Annotated in this window: 21 protein-coding genes and 1 pseudogene; 16 read left to right on the top strand and 6 right to left on the bottom strand. The window is 37.8% G+C overall.

Annotated features, from left to right (window positions below):
- Positions 1–169 precede the first annotated feature (169 nt).
- A pseudogene (locus PVV70_RS08260) lies at positions 170–441 on the bottom strand (type II toxin-antitoxin system YafQ family toxin).
- 1 nt (position 442) lies between these two features.
- Positions 443–700 carry a type II toxin-antitoxin system RelB/DinJ family antitoxin gene (locus tag PVV70_RS08265; RefSeq protein WP_273758791.1) on the bottom strand — a complete coding sequence of 86 codons (258 nt, stop codon included), beginning with the start codon at positions 698–700 and terminating at the stop codon, positions 443–445.
- Between the two features lie 204 nt (positions 701–904).
- Between PVV70_RS08265 and PVV70_RS08270 the strand changes: the two genes are divergently transcribed.
- Both PVV70_RS08270 and PVV70_RS08275 read left to right on the top strand, forming a co-directional pair.
- Entirely contained in the window at positions 905–1,273 is a 369-nt protein-coding gene (locus PVV70_RS08270) for a helix-turn-helix domain-containing protein (RefSeq protein WP_273758792.1), read from the top strand.
- Positions 1,274–1,629: 356 nt separating this feature from the next.
- Positions 1,630–3,021: an L-serine ammonia-lyase gene (locus tag PVV70_RS08275; RefSeq protein ID WP_273758793.1), complete on the top strand. Its 1,392-nt coding sequence runs from the start codon at positions 1,630–1,632 to the stop codon at positions 3,019–3,021.
- Between the two features lie 1,266 nt (positions 3,022–4,287).
- Here the strand turns inward: PVV70_RS08275 and PVV70_RS08280 are convergent.
- Together PVV70_RS08280 and PVV70_RS08285 are read right to left on the bottom strand one after the other, a co-directional pair.
- Positions 4,288–4,566, bottom strand: a complete 279-nt coding sequence (locus tag PVV70_RS08280) for a hypothetical protein (protein WP_273758794.1) — start codon at positions 4,564–4,566, stop codon at positions 4,288–4,290.
- A gap of 32 nt (positions 4,567–4,598) precedes the next feature.
- On the bottom strand, positions 4,599–5,948 hold the full coding sequence (locus tag PVV70_RS08285) for a D-alanyl-D-alanine carboxypeptidase (RefSeq protein ID WP_273758795.1): 1,350 nt from the start codon (positions 5,946–5,948) through the stop codon (positions 4,599–4,601).
- A gap of 231 nt (positions 5,949–6,179) precedes the next feature.
- Here PVV70_RS08285 and clpS point away from each other — a divergent pair, with 231 nt between their 5' ends.
- Both clpS and clpA read left to right on the top strand, forming a co-directional pair.
- Positions 6,180–6,575: an ATP-dependent Clp protease adapter ClpS gene (clpS, locus tag PVV70_RS08290; RefSeq protein ID WP_273758828.1), complete on the top strand. Its 396-nt coding sequence runs from the start codon at positions 6,180–6,182 to the stop codon at positions 6,573–6,575.
- A 6-nt stretch (positions 6,576–6,581) separates the two neighbouring features.
- Entirely contained in the window at positions 6,582–8,933 is a 2,352-nt protein-coding gene (gene clpA / locus PVV70_RS08295; RefSeq protein ID WP_273758796.1) for an ATP-dependent Clp protease ATP-binding subunit ClpA, read from the top strand.
- Positions 8,934–8,955: 22 nt separating this feature from the next.
- On the opposite strand, the gene PVV70_RS08300 is transcribed toward clpA, so the two are convergent.
- Positions 8,956–9,378, bottom strand: coding sequence for an HIT family protein (locus tag PVV70_RS08300; protein ID WP_273758797.1), 423 nt, complete (start codon positions 9,376–9,378; stop codon positions 8,956–8,958).
- Positions 9,379–9,511: 133 nt separating this feature from the next.
- Positions 9,512–9,973: a RidA family protein gene (locus PVV70_RS08305; protein ID WP_273758798.1), complete on the bottom strand. Its 462-nt coding sequence runs from the start codon at positions 9,971–9,973 to the stop codon at positions 9,512–9,514.
- Between the two features lie 145 nt (positions 9,974–10,118).
- On the opposite strand from PVV70_RS08305, the gene PVV70_RS08310 reads away from it, so the two are divergent.
- The 12 genes from PVV70_RS08310 to lpxA all read left to right on the top strand — a co-directional run bounded on the left by PVV70_RS08310 (position 10,119) and on the right by lpxA (position 22,119).
- Positions 10,119–10,955: a cell envelope integrity EipB family protein gene (locus tag PVV70_RS08310; RefSeq protein WP_273758799.1), complete on the top strand. Its 837-nt coding sequence runs from the start codon at positions 10,119–10,121 to the stop codon at positions 10,953–10,955.
- 181 nt (positions 10,956–11,136) lie between these two features.
- Positions 11,137–11,916 carry a 30S ribosomal protein S2 gene (gene rpsB, locus PVV70_RS08315; RefSeq protein WP_273758800.1) on the top strand — a complete coding sequence of 260 codons (780 nt, stop codon included), beginning with the start codon at positions 11,137–11,139 and terminating at the stop codon, positions 11,914–11,916.
- A 102-nt stretch (positions 11,917–12,018) separates the two neighbouring features.
- Positions 12,019–12,942 (top strand): translation elongation factor Ts, encoded by a 924-nt coding sequence (gene tsf / locus PVV70_RS08320; protein ID WP_273758801.1) that lies wholly within the window; start codon positions 12,019–12,021, stop codon positions 12,940–12,942.
- 3 nt (positions 12,943–12,945) lie between these two features.
- Positions 12,946–13,107 carry a hypothetical protein gene (locus PVV70_RS08325; protein ID WP_273758802.1) on the top strand — a complete coding sequence of 54 codons (162 nt, stop codon included), beginning with the start codon at positions 12,946–12,948 and terminating at the stop codon, positions 13,105–13,107.
- Positions 13,098–13,817: a UMP kinase gene (gene pyrH, locus PVV70_RS08330; RefSeq protein ID WP_273758803.1), complete on the top strand. Its 720-nt coding sequence runs from the start codon at positions 13,098–13,100 to the stop codon at positions 13,815–13,817. The genes PVV70_RS08325 and pyrH overlap by 10 nt, the downstream gene beginning before the upstream one ends.
- Positions 13,818–13,854: 37 nt before the next feature.
- Positions 13,855–14,415 (top strand): ribosome recycling factor, encoded by a 561-nt coding sequence (frr, locus tag PVV70_RS08335; protein WP_139413154.1) that lies wholly within the window; start codon positions 13,855–13,857, stop codon positions 14,413–14,415.
- A 694-nt stretch (positions 14,416–15,109) separates the two neighbouring features.
- Positions 15,110–15,925: a phosphatidate cytidylyltransferase gene (locus PVV70_RS08340; protein WP_273758804.1), complete on the top strand. Its 816-nt coding sequence runs from the start codon at positions 15,110–15,112 to the stop codon at positions 15,923–15,925.
- 15 nt (positions 15,926–15,940) lie between these two features.
- Positions 15,941–17,089, top strand: coding sequence for an RIP metalloprotease (locus PVV70_RS08345; RefSeq protein ID WP_273758805.1), 1,149 nt, complete (start codon positions 15,941–15,943; stop codon positions 17,087–17,089).
- A 203-nt stretch (positions 17,090–17,292) separates the two neighbouring features.
- Positions 17,293–19,689 carry an outer membrane protein assembly factor BamA gene (bamA, locus tag PVV70_RS08350; protein ID WP_273758806.1) on the top strand — a complete coding sequence of 799 codons (2,397 nt, stop codon included), beginning with the start codon at positions 17,293–17,295 and terminating at the stop codon, positions 19,687–19,689.
- Between the two features lie 65 nt (positions 19,690–19,754).
- Positions 19,755–20,801, top strand: coding sequence for a UDP-3-O-(3-hydroxymyristoyl)glucosamine N-acyltransferase (gene lpxD / locus PVV70_RS08355; RefSeq protein WP_273758807.1), 1,047 nt, complete (start codon positions 19,755–19,757; stop codon positions 20,799–20,801).
- Position 20,802: 1 nt separating this feature from the next.
- Complete coding sequence (gene fabZ, locus PVV70_RS08360; RefSeq protein ID WP_273758808.1) at positions 20,803–21,270, top strand: 3-hydroxyacyl-ACP dehydratase FabZ; 468 nt, start codon at positions 20,803–20,805, stop codon at positions 21,268–21,270.
- Between the two features lie 24 nt (positions 21,271–21,294).
- Positions 21,295–22,119: an acyl-ACP--UDP-N-acetylglucosamine O-acyltransferase gene (lpxA, locus tag PVV70_RS08365; RefSeq protein ID WP_273758809.1), complete on the top strand. Its 825-nt coding sequence runs from the start codon at positions 21,295–21,297 to the stop codon at positions 22,117–22,119.
- Positions 22,120–22,121 lie beyond the last annotated feature (2 nt).

Genomic DNA, 22,121 nt, shown 5'->3' on the forward strand with positions numbered 1-22,121 from the left:
AAACCTATCAAGGCTTAAAGATGATGTCACGTATTGTGAAGTGGTTAGCCTTTATTGTCTTTATGTTTGTAATTGATTTATCCCGTTTCATGGACGCATTAGGGAATAGCTTCTCACATTTAAAAAAATGGATAGCTAAAAGTTAGAGTATTTTTAATTTTTCATACAATTATTCTTTGAAAAGGTCGGAGTGAGTTCCAGTACGAATAAGATGTAATGTATCTCCTTCAATTCGATAAATAAGCAGCCAATCTGGTTCGATATGACTATCACGGAATCCCGCCCAATCGCCCTTTAGTGGATATCACAATAATGATTTGGTAATGGCTTCTCTTCAATTAGCAGACTCAACAGTGTACGCAGCTTATTCATATTTTTACCGCGTTTTTCCACCTTGCGCACGTCACGCTTAAATTGTCGTGAGCGAACAGGTATCAGCATATTAAATGCCTAAGTCCTTTAAAAGGGCATCAGCGTTCTTAAATGTTTTCCCTTTACCTTCGTCTAATTCCTTTATAGCTTTACGTGTGACACTATTAGGTACTTTAAGCTCAAAAGGTAAACAACCTTCTTCAGCGACACGCAAGAATGTTATGCGGATAAGGTCTGATGCACTTAATCCCATGCGTTCCAAAGTAATCATAGCTTGTTTTTTCATTTCAGCAGGAATACGAGCGCGAACAACAGAATCGGCTTTCATGATTGGTACCTCCATTCATAACCTTTATTATAATGTAGCTACATTGCAGCTTCAAGTCAATTTTTAGAAGTTGATACCCTTTGGGTAGCAGGTATGGCAAAAAAACACCTCGAAAAGAAGTTCTGATTCGTAATAATTGAGGAAAGTTTGAAAAAGATTTGTTAGAATCAGAAGGAATATTTCTTCTCTAACAGGACCTTTTATATGGTTACATCTTTTGGTAAAATTTTACGTAAACTTCGCGTTGAGCACTCAGAACGTCTCTTAGATATGGCTGAGAAATTAGACGTATCTGTATCATTTTTATCTTCAGTCGAGATTGGCAAAAAATCTGTACCTGTTGGTATGGAAGAAAAGATCATAGAGCTTTATGGTTTAGATCAAAAGGAAGCATTACTTTTAAGAAAAGAAGCCTATGCATGTCGAAAGAGTTTTACAATAAAGCCTTCTAATTCATGCAGATGTGAAATTGTTGGCATGTTTGTTAGAAACTTAGAAAATTTTTCGCAACAAGATATAGCAAGATTAAAAAAATTACTGGAGAAATTCGTTAAAAAAGAAGGCGTCCTATAGGACATGTTGCAAACCCTATTCCCTTAACTTTATTCGAGGATCCCTCACAGTAAAAAAGATATGTAAATACAGTAAATTATAACTTTAAAAAAGGTTTGTTAAATTCTAGTCTTGCATGTTAACACTTATTTTACTACGCTTGAAAAATTAAGAGAGTGATGACTCTAAGGGTATTGTCCATTTTAAAGGTTGACTATGGAAAGCACTATAGAAAGAAAGTGTTGGGTGGTAGCAAGACGAGCAACATTCGTGTTTATTGCTGTCATTTTTTTGGTTTATCTCGCAATTTGATTTTAAACGAGACAAACGTTATAAAAAGCGTATGCTCAAACCATACTACAGTTTTGAGGTGATACGTGTTTTTATCTGTTTTTGAACTTTTTAAAATTGGAATTGGTCCTTCTAGCTCGCACACGATGGGGCCGATGACAGCTGCTAATATGTTTTTGCAAAAGATACGAGATTTTTCTCAGTCATCCGATATTCAAGTTTCTCGTATACGTGTTTATCTTTACGGTTCTTTAGCTTTTACAGGTATTGGTCATGCGACAGATAGGGCTATTGTATTAGGACTTTTAGGAGAAAAAGCTTCGACTGTTGATCCTGATAATATGGAATTTCTGTTAGAAAAAGTTATCCGTGAAAAAAAAGTGCAATCAGAAGACCATCCCGCTTACCAGTTTGATTTGCAAAGTGATCTTATTTTTGAACGAAAAGAAATCTTACCTGGACATACGAATGGGTTGGCATTTGAAGGACTTGATACGGATGGGAATGTTCTGTTAAGGCAGATTTATTATTCTATCGGGGGTGGTTTTGTTGTGACTGAGGATGAATTAAGCCATATGAATGGTGACATGCAACCAGAAGCATTTGAGGTGCCATACCCTTTTGATTCTGCGCGTACAATGTTATCAATGGCGGAAAAATCTGGACTTTCGATTGCTGAAATGAAGCGCTTAAATGAAGAAACAAAGATCGAGCGTTCTTCTCTAGATGCAGGACTTGATGAAATTTTTTCAGCGATGACAAATTGTATTGATAGAGGTCTTTCACAAGAAGGTGAGTTGCCTGGTGGATTACGTGTTCTAAGGCGTGCTAAAAAGCTGCATGAAACGCTTTTGAAAAATCAAAAGAAAAATTTCAATTATCCACTTTGGGCAAATGATTGGCTTTCGGTATACGCTATGGCAGTCAATGAGGAAAATGCAGCGGGTGGTCGTGTTGTTACTGCTCCAACAAATGGGGCTGCTGGTGTTGTCCCCGCAGTTTTACGTTACTATCTTCAGTTTAATGATGATTCAGATCAAGAAGGAATACATAATTTTCTATTGACGGCAGCAGCGATTGGCGGTGTTATCAAACATAATGCCTCTATTTCTGGTGCAGAAGTTGGATGTCAAGGTGAAGTTGGAACGGCATCTTCAATGGCGGCGGCGGGGTTGACTGCGGCGTTAGGTGGAACGCCCGCTCAAATTGAAAATGCAGCGGAAATTGCGCTTGAGCATCATTTGGGAATGACGTGTGATCCAGTTGCAGGTCTTGTCCAAGTTCCTTGTATTGAGCGTAATGCAATGGGGGCGGTTAAGGCAGTAACGGCTTCTTCTCTTGCATTATATGGTAATGGGGAACATTTTGTTTCTCTTGATGCTTGTATAGAAACAATGCGTCAGACGGGTCATGATATGAGCGAACGCTATAAAGAAACAAGTAAAGGTGGTCTCGCAGTCAATGCAATATCTTGTTAAGGGCTGGAATATTTTTCAATCCATAACTGGACTCGTTGGGGAAGGATTACATTTCTTTTTCGTAAGAAGGCTTATGTTTTTTGTTTCTTATAAAAAAATTCCAATTTTATTTAAAATCTTGTATCGGTAAAAAATTAAAATAAATAATAGCATATACATTAAAAATATTTGTCAAAATTTTCATGAAGAATAGAATGTAGATATAGGACATTATCGTGTTTCTCATTCGTGAATTTGTTTTACATGAAGATTGTAATACCATTAAAGAACGCGATAAACAAAAGCGTGAGATAATGCATAATCTTCATTATTTAAGGACATCGCTTTAGGTACTTTTGAAAGTTGTAAAGCTGAATTAAAAGGAAATGGCGAGGCTTGGGGTTAATTTTTATCTTTAAAGCTTCATATTTCTTCCCAAATTAGGTTGTCTGCTTATTTCAGAGATTATACAAATAGAGATATGCAATGTTATTGCTTCCATTTGACAGACAAGAGCTGCAACAGCAGAGAAAGCACTAAATCGTCTTAACATTTGTCTGAAACATATTGTTGCTTTGGATTTGGATGTTGATTTGTAGGCAATAGAAAAAGCATGAGCTCTCTTAAGAAAATAACACCATAAAACACAAAATTTATCAGTAATGAACTGAAGAGAAGAGCCTGCTTTTTATATAAAAAACTTGAACAAACGGCAACCATAACACATTTAACTTACGTTTGTTTATTCTTAGAGGTATTCGTAAACACCCATTGCTTTATATTTTTGAGAATTAGATTGAGGATGATTTATGGATAATCCCTGCTGAAGGTATGCTAGGTTGATAAGATGATAAAGAAGAATTTCGTATATCTTTATCATTAGAAGCAATGAAAATAATTAAAAAGCCAGTTGCATCTCTAAAAGTGATTTTATTTTTACAGTGTGTCTGTTGTAGAGGAAATCGTTATTAAGAGAATTTTCTTTATTGCACTTTTACAATAAACTCTAAAATGATAAGCTTTCATCCCATGTAGGGTTCATTTTTTTTTCAGAAAGATATCAAGAACAATTTTTGCTATTAAATCAAAAAGTGAAAAAATATTTTGTATTCTCTGTGTCCTTAAAAAATAGTTTGATTGGAAGCTTGAGGATATTGGATAATTGAAAAAGCCATAAATATAATTCCTACGACTTAATAAAAAAGAATTATGTCTATCAAAGGATTTTCTCAGACTGTAGATGATGGTGCAATAATAAAATAATTTTTTTAGAAAAGGTTTGTATAATTAAATATTTGTCGCTCCTAGACGGATTTTAATAGGTACATTACCAGTTTGACTCGCAACACGTAAATGAATGCGTACAGGAGGCATCATGAGACGACGATTGCGCATTGTTTGACAAATGAGAAGATTAACAAGAGATTGTGTATCTAAGGCAGTTGAATTATATTTTAAACCAGTAAGTTTTACTGCAGCATCGTGAAGAGAAAGCAATGAAAGGAGGGATGATTGCTTCAATAATTTTTCTTTTTCATGGAATGAAGCAAAAGCATTATCTGTCATAATACTATCCTTAACGCAGAATTCAAAAACTTTTAGTAGGCTACAGTATAGCAGTTAAAATTTGCTTTCTTTAGTGTAGAACAAGCATCAAATGCAGCTTTTTTTGATTGAAATCCTGTAAATCGGGCACGGTAATAACGCTGCCCATTTTTTTCAAACAGTTGCATATGTGAAGAGGCACTCTTTAAAGTAGAAAAAGCTGTGTTTTTTGCTTTTAAAAGCAGAGTGTTTGCTTGTTCTTTACTAGGAAGAGAACCAATTTGGATAGCCCATCCGGCATTTGTGGACAAAGAAGCGTTTACAATTTTATGAGTCTCAACCGATATAGCTTTTTGAGGGTTAGGTATTGGTACAATGACTCTATTTACAGCTGTTATTGCAACATTAGAGTTTTTAGGTTGTTCTGCAAATGCTGTCAACATAGTTGAAATTTCATCGTCAAAATCATTTGAATCAGTTTTAATGGTTGGTATAGGAGTTTTTGCGCCAGTGGGTAAGTGATAGTGTACAGAGGCCATTAAACGTTCCCCACTTTTCATTTGGTTTGCTTTGGGCAAATATTGGTTCAATAAGCTAGCCATGTGCTCGTCACGTGCAGTAGATGATTTACCTCCCATAACAACAGCGACAATAGAACGTCCTTCAAGACGCATTGAAGTTGCTAAATTAGAACCTGACATTTGTGTATAACCTGTTTTAATTCCATCGACTCCTTTCATTATTTTGACGAGTTTATTGTGGCTGTTAATTGTATGTCCACGGAAATTAAAACTTTTTATTTTGAACAATTTATATTGTTTTGGAAAATGTTTACGGAGGGCTAATGACAAAGTGGCGATATCTCGTGCCGTAGAGTAATTGTGTACATCTGGAAGTCCTGAAGCATTGGCAAAATGTGTATGTTTCATGCCAAGTTTACGCGCTTTTGCGGTCATCATTCGAGCGAATTTTTTTTCACTCCCTCCAAGATATTCTGCAATGGCTGTAGCAACATCATTTGCAGATCTTGTAATAAGTGCTTTAGCGGCGGCTTCTGCAGAAATTGTTTGGCCTGCTTTAAATCCAATTTTTGTTGGTGGACGCATTGCTGCATAATGTGAAACAGGAATTGGAGTATTGGGTGTCACACGCCCCATCTGCATAGATTCAAACAGGAGGTACAATGTCATCATTTTGGTTAAAGAAGCAGGATAACGTTTCAGTGCTGCATTGGCTTGAAAGAGAGTTTTCCCAGTTGATGCATCTATAACAATAGCCGCATACTTATCAGGATAGGCTCCCTGAGGTGTTGCTGATGCCCAACAACAAGAAAAAACTAACATAACGAAAGAAATTGCTATCTTTTTATAGCAGCGCATAATTTTTTGATCATTAATATACACTTGCAGTATCCTATTTCTCCATTTACCGTGAAAAACCTCTATAAAACTTCCTGTTCTGTAACGTGTTGATGCAGTTTAGACGAATGGTATTACTAATTTGTTTACAGAAATTATTTTATGAGTGACTTAAATTAACCATAAGGGGAAAGTTTTTTCTTATACAAAAGAGTTATTGCAATAGTTTTGAAAGAACTTAAAATTAATAAAAAATTTGCTGCATGGAAAACAATAATGGGACAAATACTCATAATAAACTCTATATCTCATATTATGCATAATGAAAAATCCCGCATTATGCATAATGAAAAGGGCAAGAATTGGGAGGAAGGTAGGCAGGGTGCGGTTATAATACCTAAGGCTAGAACAAAACTCCAAAAACCTAAATTATATCGCGTTCTTTTACTGAATGATGATTACACGCCTATGGATTTTGTTGTTTTCGTTTTGAAAAACTTTTTTAAAAAAAATTTCGAGGAGGCAACGCGGATTATGTTAAATGTTCATCACAATGGGATAGGGGAATGTGGAATTTATACTTATGAAGTTGCTGAAATGAAAATCGTACAAGTGAGGGAATGTGCTCGTCAAAATGAACATCCGTTACAATGTGTAATGGAATGGAAGTGAGGAATTATGCCATCTTTTACACCTAGTCTTGAAGAGGTTTTGCATCGTGCATTAACAATTGCCACTCAAGCGCGGCATGAATATGCAACATTAGAACATCTTCTCCTTGCACTGTTAGATGATGCCGATGCAAATTCCGTTATTCAAGCATGCCAAGTAGATGTGGAGGAATTGCGCGAGCGATTAACCAACTATCTTCGCTCAGAGTTAGATGAACAGATTAGAGCTGATGAGGATACAAAGCCTACAGCTTTTTTCCAGCGTGTCATCCAACGTGCGGTGATACATGCTCAATCTGCTGGAAAAGATGAAGTATCAGGGGCAAATGTTCTTGTTGCAATTTTTTCTGAACGTGAAAGCCATGCAGCCTATTTTCTTCAAGAGATGGGAATGACACGCTATGATGCTGTCCGTTTTATTTCACATGGTATGACGCGTGATGATGGATTATCCATGTTACTTGAAGGACTTGAAGAGCAATTAGATCAGCAGATTTCAGACAATGATGAAAGGGTAACAAGTGCTTTAACGGGTTATTGTATTGATCTCAACTGTAAAGCACGAAATGGAAAAACTGATTTATTAATTGGTCGTGAAAGAGAAATTTCACGCATGATTCAGATTTTATGTCGAAGATCAAAAAATAATCCACTTTTGGTTGGTGATCCTGGAGTAGGGAAAACCGCTATCATTGAGGGATTGGCAAAGCGTATTGTTGATGGGCAAGTGCCTGAATTTTTATCAAATGCTACGATCTTTTCTCTTGATATGGGGGGGCTTGTTGCTGGTACACGTTATCGCGGTGATTTTGAAGAACGATTAAAGCAAGTTATTAAAGAGTTTGAGCTTTATCCAGATGCTATTTTATTTATTGATGAAATTCATACCTTAATTGGAGCTGGAGCAACATTAGGGGGAAATATGGATGCAGCAAATCTTTTAAAACCTGCGTTATCTTCTGGAACTATGCGATGTATTGGGTCGACAACTTACAGAGAATATCGAAAATTCTTTGAACAGGATCGTGCTTTAGAGCGCCGTTTTCAAAAGATTGATATTAATGAACCTTCTGTTTCTGATGCGATTAAGATTTTGCAAGGGATGAAGCCTTACTTTGAAGATTTTCATCAGATTAAATATACAGATCAGGCGATGAAGGCATCTGTAGAATTATCTTCACGCTATATGGTTGATCGTAGATTACCTGACAAAGCAATTGATATTATTGATGAAAGTGGCGCAGCACAAAAGCTGTTGCCACGAAAACAGCGCAAAAAGACTATCGGTGTTAAAGAAATTGAAGCGACCGTTGCGACAATTGCAAGGATTCCACCCAAAACAGTTTCACGGAATGATCAGAAGATATTGAGTAAGCTTGAGAGAGAACTCAAGCATGTTGTTTACGGGCAAGATCAGGCAATTTCCGCCTTGGTTTCATCCATAAAATTGGCGCGAGCAGGTTTACGCGAACCAGATAAACCAATAGGAAGTTATTTATTTTCCGGACCAACTGGGGTTGGAAAAACTGAAGTTGCAAAACAGCTTGCATCATCTTTAGGCATTGAACTCTTACGTTTTGATATGTCAGAATATATGGAACGCCATACGGTAGCGCGCTTAATCGGTGCTCCTCCAGGCTACATAGGGTTTGATCAAGGAGGTCTCCTTACAGATGCCGTTGATCAGAAACCTCACGCAGTCTTATTGCTCGATGAGATTGAAAAAGCCCATCCAGAGTTATTTAATATTTTATTGCAGGTCATGGATTATGGTCGATTAACAGACCATAACGGCAAGAAAATTGATTTCCGCAATATTATTTTGATTATGACAACCAATGCTGGTGCTTCAGATATGGCAAAATCAGCGATTGGATTTGGGAAAGCCCGCCGTGATGGTGAAGATATAGAAGCAATTAATCGGTTATTTACGCCAGAATTTCGTAATCGGTTGGATGCAATTATTCCGTTTGCACCTTTATCTTACTTAACGATCAATCAGATCGTGCAAAAATTTATTTTTCAGCTTGAAGGACAATTAGCTGATCGAGGGATCTGTTTTGAATTAAGCTCTTCTGCAACTTTATGGCTTTCCAATAAAGGATATGATTCTCAGATGGGAGCACGCCCATTAGGACGGGTTATACAAGAATATATTAAAAAGCCATTAGCAGATGAAATTTTATTTGGAAAGTTACGCAACGGTGGCATCGTTCGCGTATTGACACAAAAATCAAATGGCGAAAAAGAAAGATTACAGTTAAAAATTTCCTCTTCTAATCTATCTGTTGGCTCAAAGAAAAGTAAAACGAAAAATTTTAATAAAGAAACTGTAGGAAAGAAAAGCGCAACATCTTAAGAACACGCTACAAGAGGACTTATTACAGGGCAGCACGAATTTTTTTGGCATTCTCTTCAAGTATTTCTGTAGGTGTTATCACTTCATTATGAGGGGTAAGTTCTATTCCTTCCATACGTGGTATAATATGGAAATGGAGATGATAAACGGTTTGTTGACTAGCCGCTTCATTAAATTGCATGATCGTTATGCCATCGGCTTGAAAGGCTTTTTTAACAGCATTAGCGATTTTTTGAACAGCTTTAATAACAGGAAATAATGTTTCAGTATCGGCATCGAGTAAGTTTCGAGAGCCTTTTTTAGGAATGACCAGTGTATGACCTGGTGCTTGTGGCATGATATCCATAAATCCAATAACATCATCATCTTCGTAAACGCGAACAGAAGGGATTTCATTACGAATGAGTTTAGCAAAAATATTGTTATTGTCATAAGCTTGTTTCATACGAATATTTCCTTTTATTGTAAGGGTGAAATTTTAATATCAAAATAGAAAAGTGCAAGGTTTATCAGAGTGTAAGATAAAAAATATTTTGACTTCAGGGATCTTTAAAGAACGCACTGTCTTTAATGAAGATTTAGATTTCTATGATGGCTTCAACTTCTACAGGAACATCCATAGGGAGAGAGGAAACACCAATAGCAGAACGGGCGTGTTTCCCAATTTCACCAAGAATATTGACAAATAAATCAGAAGCCCCATTGGCGACAAAAGGGATATCGGTAAAATGGGAATCAACAGCCACAAAAACAGTAATTTTTACCACGCGTTTTATTCTATTGAGGTCACCCAGAGTTGCTTTGAGTTGAGCGAGAATATTAAGAGCACAAACTTCAGATGCTTTTTTGGCTTGCTCAGTATTCACAGTGCTACCAACTTTCCCGATGGCTATAGGTTTTCCATTCATAAGAGGGAGCTGTCCAGAAATAAAGAGTTGATGGCCACTTTGTGCAGTTGTGATGTAATTAGCAAGGGGTTGCGTTGCTGCAGGAAGAGTGATTCCGAATTTTTCTAAGTTTCTTTCAATCACATTGGTCATAATTTAAACTCCATAGCTATTCTATAAACAGATCATTGCATAACCTATTTTTTTATTGAAGGAAATGTGTGGTTAATTGAGAAATTAGCCTTTTTTGCCTTATTGTATGATGTTATGGAACAGGAATAAAGTTTGGAAGTTGGGAATGATTAGAGCATTATTTACAATAATTTTATATATTGTTTTTTTCTGTACGGTGAGAGCTGAAGAGCCTGTTTTTATTGTGCCTCATCGAGCAATTTATGATTTTCAGCTCGATAATGTTTCTCATGAAATGACAATTTCTGGAATGTCAGGGCGAATGGTTTACGAGCTGACTGGTTCAGCATGCCAAGGCTATAGCACACGGTTTCGTTTCATTAGCCGTCTTCATGTTGAAGATATGCCGGTCCGTTTAACAGATCAACAGACGACGAGTTATGAAGCAGGAGATAGCCGTACGTTTCGTTTTAATGTTACCGATCAAGAAGGGGAAGAGGTTGCGCATCGTGCTGAAGGGGTCGCTGAGCGGACAGGAGATGGTATTACAGTTACCTTAAAAAAGCCAAAGGAAAAAGAGTATAAGCTTGCAATGGCTGAATTTCCAATAATGCAATTAAAGAATATTATTCGCCATGCAAAAGCGGGGGATCATTTTTATAATGTTACTGTCTTTGATGGGACAAATAAAGCGGATAAAGTTATAAAAGAAAGTATTGTTATCGGGGAAAAGAAAGCGCTTTTATCTGATAGCGAGACGGAAAAAATAAAAAAATTGGATAAAGAAAAATATTGGCCTATTACAATCTCTTATTTTGATGATGGTGAAAATAAAGATGGTTTGCCAATTTATCAGAGCAGTTTTCTCTTACATGAGAATGGTGTCATGCGTGATCTTCATATAGATTATGGAACTTTTTCAGTGCGTGCAAAATTGAACAGTCTTGAATTCCTTGAACTTGGACAAGATCTTGATCAATGTGAAAATGCAAATATTAAATGATTGAAGAAAATAGCTTGAAAAAGAATCAAATATTAGTATGTTTGCGCTATTCCACACGCGGAGTTTGGGTGTTTGTAGATAATTTTTTGTAGATAATCTGTGAGAAAAGTCTAGCAAGCATCCGCCGGTAGTAGGTTTTCCTGCTTTTTCCGCGGAGGTTGAACCGGAAAGGATAAGATTTATGGCACTACCCGATTTTACTATGCACCAGCTTTTAGAAGCAGGTGTGCATTTTGGTCACCAGACTCATCGCTGGAATCCCAAAATGACTCCCTATATTTATGGTCAGCGTAATAATATTCATATTATTGATCTTGCTCAGACTGTTCCACTTTTACATCAAGCGCTTAAACTTGTTTCAGACACTGTTGCGCGCGGTGGTCGTATTCTCTTTGTTGGTACGAAACGTCAGGCATCTGAGATTATAGCTGATGCGGCGAATCGTTCTGCTCAATATTATGTTAATGCGCGTTGGCTTGGCGGCATGCTGACAAATTGGAAAACGATTTCTAATTCTATACATCGTTTGCGGAAGCTTGACAAAATTCTTGCTGCTGAAGCACAAGGCTTTACCAAAAAAGAACGTTTAAATCTTGAACGTGATCGCGAAAAGCTTAATCGTGCGCTTGGTGGTATCAAAGATATGGGGTCTGTTCCAGATCTTATCTTTGTTATCGATACGAATAAAGAAAATATTGCGCTTCAAGAAGCAAAACGTTTGGGAATTCCAGTGATTGCCATTATTGATACCAATTGTGATCCTGATGACGTAACGCATCCAATACCAGGGAATGACGATGCTTCACGTGCAATTTCTCTTTATTGCGATCTTTTTGCTCGTGCTGCTCTTGATGGTATTGCACGCCAGCAAGGTGCAATGGGTATCGATTTAGGAGCTCAAGTTGATGCGCCTGTAGAGCCTATTTTGGAAGAAAATGCGGTTTCAGCAGTTTCTGAGTAATATAAAACGCCTAATTAAGGTGCTTTTATTATCTAAAGAAAAAGTTATAGGCGTGCAGAAGGAGTTTGCACGCTTTCATTGTTACAGAATGAAGAGGCAAATATGAGCGTTACTGCTGCACAAGTAAAAGAACTTCGAGAATTATCTGGCGCCGGAATGATGGACTGTAAAGCAGCGTTGGCAGAAACCAATGGTGATATGGAAGCTGCTGTTGATTGGCTTCGTAAAAAAGGCATAGCAAAAGCAGATAAAAAGGCTGGTCGTACAGCAGCTGAGGGATTAATTGGAGTCGTATCAAAAGATTCACATGCAGTTTTGGTTGAGATTAATTCTGAAACAGATTTTGTTGCACGCAATGATGGATTTCAAGACATTGTGCGCAAAGTAGCAACTGCGGCTTTGGATACGCCAGGTGATGTTGAATCTGTTTCTGTTTCTCTTTATCCAGGCTCTGAGAAGACTGTAGAGCTTGCAATTAAAGATGCAATTGGTACAATTGGCGAAAATATGACGTTTCGTCGTTCCGCTAAATTGTCTGTTGAGAATGGTGTTGTTGCGACTTATATACACAATAGTGTGTCTGATGGGCTTGGAAAGCTTGGTGTTTTGGTTGCAATTGAAACAACGGGAAATAAAGAAGCTGCTCTTGCTTTTGGTCGGCAGGTTGCAATGCATATTGCGGCAACCAATCCATTGGCGCTTACAGCACAAGATGTTGATGCTGGTGCTGTTGAACGTGAAAAAGCAATTTTTTCAGATCAAGCACGTCAGTCTGGAAAACCTGAAAATATCATTGAAAAAATGGTAGAAGGGCGTATGCGTAAGTTTTTTGAAGAGGTTGTTTTGCTTTCTCAAGCTTTTGTTATGAATCCTGATATGACTGTTGAGGCTGCTTTAAAGGACGCTGAGAAATCAATTGGAGCTCCAGCAAAAATCACAGGCTTTGTTCGTTTTGCACTTGGTGAAGGTGTGGAAAAAGAGGAGTCTGATTTTGCTGCAGAAGTTGCGGCAGCAGCAAAAGGCTAGTTATTGAAAATTCTTGATCAGGGATTTAAAATCATCATTGGTTTTAGAAACTCTGATGGAAACGATGTAATTATTGTGAGGGCGTCACGTGAAAAAAGTGGTGCCCTTCGTGGTGTCAAAAGCAAAAAGACAATGTGCTTTTGGGGAGATTATGAATGGCATTAACACGTTCGTATAAGCGTATTCTTTTAAAGGCTTCTGGTGAAGCTCTTATGGGAGGACAAAGTTTTGGCATTGATGTTTCTGTTGTCGACCGTATTGCCGCTGATATTGCAGAAGTACGCGCAATGGGGATAGAAGTTGCGGTTGTTATCGGTGGGGGAAATATTTTTCGTGGTGTTGCTGTTGCTTCGCATGGTGGGGATCGCGTGACAGGTGATCATATGGGAATGCTAGCAACGGCTATTAATTCTTTAGCATTGCGAACATCATTGACAAAATTAGGCGTTGAAACTGTTGTACTCTCTGCGATTGCTATGCCACAAATTTGTGAAAGTTTCTCGCAACGTAAAGCAATAGCTTATATGAATCAGGGAAAAGTTGTTATTTTCGCGGGTGGTACGGGCAATCCATTTTTTACCACTGATTCTGCTGCGACGTTACGTGCAGCAGAAATTGGTGCGGATGTTCTTCTTAAAGGAACACAAGTCGATGGTATTTATTCAGCAGATCCAAAAATAGACCCTACAGCGAAGCGTTTTGACCAATTAACACATGTTGAAATTTTGCAATGGGGATTATCGGTTATGGATTCAACGGCGGTTACTTTAGCCCGTGAGAATAATGTACCGATTATTGTGTATTCCATTCATGAAAAAGGTGGTTTAGCGAAGGTCTTGAATGGAACAGGGCGCTTTACAATAGTATCGGAATAAGAGTAAGCTTCAAAGGACAATTGAAGGAGACAGAAATATGAATGTTGCATCAATTATGGATGATCTGAAACGTCGCATGGATGGCGCTATTACGGCTTTTAAACATGAGTTGGGTGGCTTACGGACGGGACGGGCATCGGCAAGTTTATTAGAACCGTTGACCGTTGAATCTTATGGTTCTGTTGTACACATTAATCAGGTTGCTAATATTTCTGTTCCCGAACCTCGGATGCTGTCTGTTTCTGTATGGGATAAAACGATGGTAGGAGCTGTCGAGCGTGCTATTCGCGATTCTGGTCTTGGTTTGAATCCTATAACTGATGGTACGAATTTACGTATTCCTTTACCTGAGTTGAATGAAGAGCGCCGTAAAGAACTTGTAAAAATTGCGCATCACTATGCGGAGCAAGCGCGTGTTGCGACACGTCATGTTCGTCGTGATGGTATGGACAATTTGAAAAAGTTAGAAAAAGATGGTGAAATTGGACAAGATGAAGCCCATAGTTTATCCGAAAAAGTTCAAAAACTCACAGATGAAACCATTGCTGATATTGATAAAATTTTAGCCGTGAAAGAATCTGAAATTATGCACGTTTAAGACTTTTTCTGCTAGAAAAAATATTTTATTCTCAGCGTGTAAATTATTTTTATGGATAAGAGCAGGGTGTCATGTGCCTTGTGATAGCAATGTTTGATGCAAGGAAGCTATTTGATCACCTTAATAGGGAAAGGATTGATTTTAAAGGGTTTATGCTTTTATTCCTTAATCTATGAGTGAAATCTTCCCTTTAACTGGAGGCATTATTAAACCACATGATGAGAAACTTTATGAGGGATGACTCAAATATTCTAAGGTGGGTTTGAGGTAATATGGCACAAAAATAATACCTTACTCCTTATCATCCATTATAAGACCTGCACGCAAGATAATGGGACAAGCGGATGTTATGGGGCGTAATTCGTTTTTTAATGATGAAGAGTTAATAGAGCAGCTCTTTTATGCGAAAAAAAACCTCTAAGTTAATTTATGTAGGGCGTAGATAACTGCGTTCTCATTTTATGTTTAAGAAAATCTTTGAAAATTTATTTTAAGATTAATCTAGATAAGGAAGATTTTTGATCTGTTTTCATTGATTATTCGTCTTATAAGCGCTATCTTGGTAGACTAAATCATTTATGGTAAATTATAAGAGAAATTTGTACAAGTATGAAATAAAAATACGAGGTAGGGAAATTTTTATTGCATCAATTTTAGAGCTTGTATTTTCTATTTTTATTGTTTGGATGTTGTTTTGTCTAATTTGGTTTATCGTATTCTAACAGCTTTTGTGTTTGGCGTTATTGCTTTGTATCTAACATGGTTGGGGGGGATCTCATTTTTTCTGTTCACATGGTGTATTGGCGGTTTTATTCTTTATGAGTGGATGAGTATTACTCAAGAGAAATGGTGTGTTTTACAAAAGATATTAGCAAGTATTTTTTATTTGCTCTTTGGCTTTTTTTTAATGTTGAATGTATCTGCCCCATTGGTTTTTTGTGTTTTAATCGTATTGGCTGCGGTGTTGGCTATTATATCTATAAAAAACAGTGGTTGGGTTTTTTGTGGTTTTTTATATGCATCTTTTCCTGTTGTAGCTTTATGCTTTTTACGGGATCATGAGATGTTGGGGTTCCAAGTTGTTATTTTCTTATATACGATAGTTTGGGGAACCGATATTGGTGGATATTTTATCGGACGTGCATTGGGGGGGGCTAAATTAGCACCACAATTTTCTCCTAATAAAACATGGTCAGGAGCACTTGGTGGTACATTTGTCGGCGTTTTCGGTGGTATATGGGTTGCTTTTGTATTTTTTGATATAAATTTAGCAAGTTTTTTTGTGCCACTCCTTACACTTGTTTTGTCAATTATTTCACAATTGAGTGATTTAGGACAATCATGGCTTAAAAGACGTTTTTCTGTTAAAGACTCCGGTTCTTTATTGCCTGGACATGGTGGCTTTATGGATCGTATGGATGGATTGGTAGGAGCAACTTGTCTTCTTTATTTAATTGGTTCATTGATGTCTGATATGGATGCACCTTTTAATCTTTTTAGTATGATTTAATGGGGAGAAGATATTTTGGGACTTTTAAATCATATGGTCACTATGGGTGATCTTCTTTTAAGAAGTTTGAGTATTCTTTTTATCATTATGCTTATTATTTTTGTGCATGAATTTGGGCATTATCTCATTGGGCGGTGGTGTGGTATTAAGGCATTAGTTTTTTCCCTTGGGTTTGGACCACAAATAGCCAGTTACATAGATAAGCATGGTACGAAATGGCGTTTAGCACTTATCCCTCTAGGCGGTTATGTAAAGTTTGTTGGGGAGGAGGATAAAAACGAGGCGCTATTATCACCATCATCTCCGATTGTTGATGGTTCGTTTGCCAGTGCGCATGCTTGGAAAAAAGCTGCAACTGTTTTTGCTGGCCCCTTTTTCAATGCTCTTTTTACTATTGTTATTCTAACGTTTTTTTTCTTTATTTATGGTCGTGTCGCCATTGAACCCGTTGTTGGTTCTTTGGTAAAAGAGAGCCCTGCTATTCAGTCCGGTTTGAAATTAGGGGACCGTTTTGTTGAAATGGATGGTCGACGGGTTGAAAGTTTTGAAGATTTGATGAATTATGTTGCTTTTCATGGAAGAGAACCGATAGAGTTTAAAATAGAACGCATGGGGCGCGTGTTTACCACTGTCATTACCCCAAAAGTCATTGAGCGAGATGATGGTTTTGGGAATCGAACACAAAGTGCTATGATCGGTGTAGGTGTTCCTGTTGATTTAAATAATCCTCCACGTTTAGATCCAACTTATATAAAACATATTCGCTATGATTTTGTAACAGCTATAGGAGAATCCTTAAACCGTACTGTGTTTATTGCCACTCAAACTGTTTTTTTTATGAGTCGTTTAATTGGAGGCAAAGAAGATCGTTGTAGGCTAAGTGGGCCTTCTAAAACCGTAAAAATTGCTTGGAAAGTGAGCGAGACAGGTTTTATCTCTTTATTAAATTTGGCCGCTTTTCTTTCAATAAGCGTTGGGCTTATTAACCTTTTCCCGATTCTACCGCTTGATGGTGGGCATCTTTTATTTCATGTCATTGAGGTCATTACTGGGAGAAAAATATCCACTAAAATTCAGGGAATTTTTTTTCGTTTAGGTTTTTCCCTTCTTCTCCTTTTTATGATTTTTGTCTTCTTTAATGATTATTTTTGTTGGTTTAGCTAATTAAATTATGGAAAACACTTTGTAAATTGAGTAATAATAGCAAGAACAAATTGAAGGTTGTTTACCATGTCTGCAAAATATTGTGGCATCGTACATTATAATGAGTAATTAAGGGATGAAAAGTCTCGCTGTAAAAAGGTTGTTATGGCAGTTAGCTTTTTAAGGCATCGTGTCCAAGGAACAAGAGTAAGGTAAAAAAGCCAATGACTACGAATTCAAAGTTTTTAAATGCAGCATCTGTGTTGGTGTTAAAGATGGGGATGATTGCCCCAGCAACGGTTTTTATGTCAATTGCTGCGGTTGGAGAAATACAAGCATCTGTAGTCCGTTCTATTGAGGTTCGTGGGAATAAGTTTGTAAGTTCTCAGGCGATTCGGGACAATATGGGTATTAAGGCTGGACAAGGGATTTCCAGTGGTGATGTTGATCATGCTGTGAAAAATCTTTTCGAATTAGGTTTATTTTATGATGTTAAGATAAATCAAGTGGGTGATAAATTGATTGTATTCGTAAAAGAATATGAGGTTGTCAATCAAATATTATTTCAGGGAAATAAATCTTTTAAAGACCCAGATCTTAAACGGTTTATTTCTTTAAAGCCAAATGAACCTTTTAATTCTGCTAAGCTTTCTGCTGATATCAATACAATTCGTGAAGCTTATAAAACGCTAGGTCGTAATAATATCACTGTTAACGTTCAAACGATTAATCTTGGAAAAGGGCGTGTTAATGTGGTGTTTAATGTTGTTGAAGGACAAAAAACAAAGATTAGTGATATCACTTTTAAGGGAAATACTGTCTTTGCAAGCCGTCGGTTGCGTGATGTGATTTCAACAAAGTCTTCAGGAATTTTTTCGAAGTTGTTGGGAGGCGATGTTTACAGTGAAGAGCGCCTTGCTGCTGATGAAGAAGCTTTACGGCGCTTTTATTATAATCGTGGTTATGCAGATTTTCGTGTTGTTTCTTCTAAAGCGACTTTTGATTCCGCAAGCAATACGTATAAAATTTCTTTCGTTCTCGATGAAGGTCCGCGCTATAAAATTAGTGATATTCAGGTTGAAAGTGATGTTGATGGAATTGACGTTCAATCCGTGAAAGGCAAGCTTAAAACCCAGCCAGGTAATGTTTATAGTGCAGAAGATATTGAACAGTCTGTTGCTATTATTAATAATAAGGTTGCTGATTCAGGATATGCTTTTGCTAAAGTTGAACCACGGGGAAATCGTGATTTAGCAAATCATACGATTTCAATCTTATATAATATTGAACAAGGTACACGTGCATATATTCAGCGTATTGATATACGTGGCAATGAGAAAACGCGTGATTACGTCATTCGTCGTGAGATCGATTTAAATGAAGGAGATGCTTACAATCAAACTTTATTGCAGCGTGCGAAACGTCGTCTAGAAAGTTTAGGTTTCTTCAAAGCTGTTAATATTTCAATGGTTCCCACTGAGCAATCTGATCAGGTTGTTTTAGTGATAGATGTCGTTGAAGCTTCAACAGGAGATCTCTCTCTTTCTGGAGGATATACAACGGGGGGAACAAGCCCTGGTATGTCACTTGAAGTCTCTGTTACTGAGCGGAATCTTGGGGGACGTGGTCAGTACGTTCGTTTAGGGTTAGGAGCGGGGCAAGAAAAATCCCGTAATTATAATTTATCATTTGTTGATCCTTATTTCTTAGGCTACCGTTTATCGGCTGGCGTTGATGTTTTTCGCAGCACTTATCGTGCTGATAAAGCCTATGATGTACGACAGACAGGGGGATCACTGCGGTTTTCACTCCCTATTAATAATCAATTATCTGCGAATGTCGCTTATTCTTATGTACAGGAAGAATATGATTTTGGCGGAGAGTATGATTTCAACAAAGAGAGTGATATAATAGAGTTATACGCGAAATATTCTGGTGCGATTGTTCAAGCAGCTAAGCAAAGTCCTTGGAAACGTTCATCGATTAGTTATGGTTTAACCTATAATACGATTGATGATATGAGAAATCCCCATGATGGATGGTACGTGCATCTTCTTCAGGAATATGCAGGACTTGGCGGGAGTGCGAAGTTCTTGAAGACCACGGGTAAGGCGATGATGTACAAGACTCTTTCTGATCAGAGGGATATTGTTGGTTTACTTTCCTTTGGCGGTGGTTATATCCACGAAATAGGTAAAGAGGGTGTTCGTATTTTCGATATGTTTAAAGCGAATACTGATATGATCCGAGGATTCAAATACAATGGGATAGGTCCTCGTCAAGTTTCCAGTAAGGGTGAAGTTTATTTCTTAGGGGGAACGACATATATGAATGCGACTGCTGAAGTACAGTTTCCTATTCCTGTTGTGCCTGAAGGATTTGGATTGCGCGGTGCTTTATTTGCGGATGTTGCTACACTCTATGGTAATAATTATAAAGCCGTTTTTAAGGGTGAACCACCTGTTACCCATACCAAAAGTGCGTGGCGCTCATCTGCAGGTGTGAGTTTGATGTGGGATTCTCCGTTTGGTCCTTTGCGTTTTGATTATGCTTGGCCAATAACAAAGCAGGAGGGTGATCGTTTGCAGCAATTGAATTTTGGTATTTCTACGAAGTTCTGATTTGAGTATTTTTAAGAAGGAAAAACTTGAAGAGAATAACTTAAGCTGGGAGAGAAAGTGTTTTGATGGCGGATACATTTTTTTTTACGCCGTCCCGGCAATTGACAGTTGCAAATGTTGCTGAGTTGACGGGTGCAAAGCTTCTTAATCCAGAGTTTTCTCATAAAGTTATCAATACTCTTTCTTCGCTTGAGAGTGCTGTGGAAGGCTCTCTTGTTTTCGTGGAGCATCGGAGATTTTCTGATGCTCTACGAGATAGTTCTGCTGTTGCTGTTTTTTGTACGAATGATATTGTTTTTAAAGTTCCTGACACAATGGCAATTTTGGTGACATCCACACCGCAGCGTGATTTTGCTCAGGTTGGTCGTGTTTTGTTTCCTGATTCTGTCAAGCCAATGCCTTGGTTAGGACAGAAAGAGATTTCACCGCATGCGCATATTCATCCGACGGCTAAGTTTGCTCATGATGTGTGTATTGAAGCGGGAGCTGTTATCGGTAGAAATGTTGAGATTGGTGCAGGAACTCTTATTTCATCCACAGCTGTTATTGGTGAAAATTGCCGTATTGGACGTGACTGCTATATTGCTCCTAAAGTAACCGTCCAGTGTTCCTTAATAGGTGATAGGGTTCAGCTTTATCCTGGTGTTTGCATTGGGCAAGATGGTTTTGGTTATGTCGGGGGGGAAGATGGAATCGAGAAAATTCCACAACTTGGTCGCGTTATTATTGAAGATAGTGTGGAAATTGGGGCGAATACCACGATTGATCGAGGAACATTTCAAGATACTTTTATTGGAGAAGGAAGCAAGATTGATAATCTTGTACAAATTGCCCACAATGTAAAAATTGGTCGTTATTGTCTTATTGCTGCTCAATGTGGCATTGCGGGAAGTACATCGATAGGGGATATGTCTCAACTTGGCGGGGGAGTTGGAGTAGCGGATCATATCGTAATAGGTAAATGTGTTCGGATCGCTGCGCGTAGTGGTGTTATGAATGACATTCCGGATGGTGAAAAATGGGGAGGGAGTCCAGCGCGACCATTTAAACAATGGTTTCGTGAAGTAGCGACGTTGCGCAATATGGGAAAAGTTAAAAAGGAGAAAAGCTGAGATGATCAGCACTGAAGGAGCTAAAGATTTAGAGGCTGTTGATATTGAAAGACTCTTATCAATATTACCGCATCGTTATCCATTTTTATTAATCGATCGTATCATTGACATTGATGGTGAACAAGAAGCGATTGGTATTAAAAATATAACGATTAACGAGCCACATTTTACGGGACATTTTCCCACAAAGCCTGTTATGCCTGGAGTTTTGATTTTAGAAGCTATGGCACAAACGGCAGGAGCAATAGCACTTTTAAATTTAGGCAATAAGCGAACAAATTTAGTTTACCTTATGACGGTTGATAATGCGAAATTTCGTAAACCTGTTATGCCTGGTGATCAGCTTAAAATTCATGTTCAGCTTTTGAAAAAGAGATCTGGTATGAGACGTTTTTCATGCGTTGCAAAAGTAGAAGATGTCCGTGTCGCTGAAGCAGAGATTGCTGCGATGATTGTTGAAGAAGAATAAACGATATTTGATGGGAATTTAAAAATGTCCGGTACGAGAATCCATCCAACGGCTCTTGTAGAGAAGGGAGCGCAGCTTGGTGAGAATGTACGCGTTGGACCATTTTGCCATATTAGTTCAGAGGCTGTTATTGGTGATGAATGTAGTTTGACAAGTCATGTTGTAGTTATGGGGAAGACAACGTTAGGAGCTAAGAGCAAAGTATTTTCTCATGCAGTTTTGGGAGCAGAGCCGCAAAATAATAAACATAAAGGAGGGGCTACGACTCTTTCTATTGGTAAGAATTGTACGATTCGTGAGGGCGTAACTATGCATAGAGGCTCCGATTCGAGCGTTGGAATGACAGTTGTTGGTGATCATTGCCAATTTTTTTGTTATGCGCATATCGCTCATGATTGCCGTGTAGGCAATCATGTAACATTTGCTAATAATGTAATGATTGCTGGTCATGTTACTATTGGTGACTATGTGATTATCGGTGGTGGTGCTGCTGTTCATCAATTTGTTCGTGTTGGACATCATGCATTTATCGGTGGTGTATCTGCACTGGTGGGTGATCTAATTCCTTATGGAACAGCTGTTGGTGTGCAGGCAAAACTTGCCGGAATCAATATTATTGGTATGAAACGTGCAGGTTTTGATCGTCAAGATATTCATGCACTGCGTCATGCGATTACGATGCTTTTTGATCATAGCAAGCCCTTTAAAGAGCGTGTTAATGATGTTGCTTCTTTCTATTCTTCTTTTCAGTCTGTTTCTGACGTTGTTAATTTTATTAAAGAAGAAGGAAAGCGTTTTTATTGTACACCAAAATTTGAAGGTGATAGAATAAAGGAACATAAGGATTAAAA

This window comes from Bartonella sp. AU55XJBT (assembly GCF_028618525.1).

Coding starts and splice junctions, on each gene's coding strand:
- PVV70_RS08265 (WP_273758791.1), bottom strand. CDS start 700: ATGAAAGCCGATTCTGTTGTTCGCGCTCGTATTCCTGCTGAAATGAAA.
- PVV70_RS08270 (WP_273758792.1), top strand. CDS start 905: ATGGTTACATCTTTTGGTAAAATTTTACGTAAACTTCGCGTTGAGCAC.
- PVV70_RS08280 (WP_273758794.1), bottom strand. CDS start 4,566: ATGACAGATAATGCTTTTGCTTCATTCCATGAAAAAGAAAAATTATTG.
- clpS (WP_273758828.1), top strand. CDS start 6,180: ATGGGACAAATACTCATAATAAACTCTATATCTCATATTATGCATAAT.
- clpA (WP_273758796.1), top strand. CDS start 6,582: ATGCCATCTTTTACACCTAGTCTTGAAGAGGTTTTGCATCGTGCATTA.
- PVV70_RS08300 (WP_273758797.1), bottom strand. CDS start 9,378: ATGAAACAAGCTTATGACAATAACAATATTTTTGCTAAACTCATTCGT.
- PVV70_RS08305 (WP_273758798.1), bottom strand. CDS start 9,973: ATGACCAATGTGATTGAAAGAAACTTAGAAAAATTCGGAATCACTCTT.
- PVV70_RS08310 (WP_273758799.1), top strand. CDS start 10,119: ATGATTAGAGCATTATTTACAATAATTTTATATATTGTTTTTTTCTGT.
- rpsB (WP_273758800.1), top strand. CDS start 11,137: ATGGCACTACCCGATTTTACTATGCACCAGCTTTTAGAAGCAGGTGTG.
- tsf (WP_273758801.1), top strand. CDS start 12,019: ATGAGCGTTACTGCTGCACAAGTAAAAGAACTTCGAGAATTATCTGGC.
- pyrH (WP_273758803.1), top strand. CDS start 13,098: ATGGCATTAACACGTTCGTATAAGCGTATTCTTTTAAAGGCTTCTGGT.
- frr (WP_139413154.1), top strand. CDS start 13,855: ATGAATGTTGCATCAATTATGGATGATCTGAAACGTCGCATGGATGGC.
- bamA (WP_273758806.1), top strand. CDS start 17,293: ATGACTACGAATTCAAAGTTTTTAAATGCAGCATCTGTGTTGGTGTTA.
- lpxD (WP_273758807.1), top strand. CDS start 19,755: ATGGCGGATACATTTTTTTTTACGCCGTCCCGGCAATTGACAGTTGCA.
- fabZ (WP_273758808.1), top strand. CDS start 20,803: ATGATCAGCACTGAAGGAGCTAAAGATTTAGAGGCTGTTGATATTGAA.
- lpxA (WP_273758809.1), top strand. CDS start 21,295: ATGTCCGGTACGAGAATCCATCCAACGGCTCTTGTAGAGAAGGGAGCG.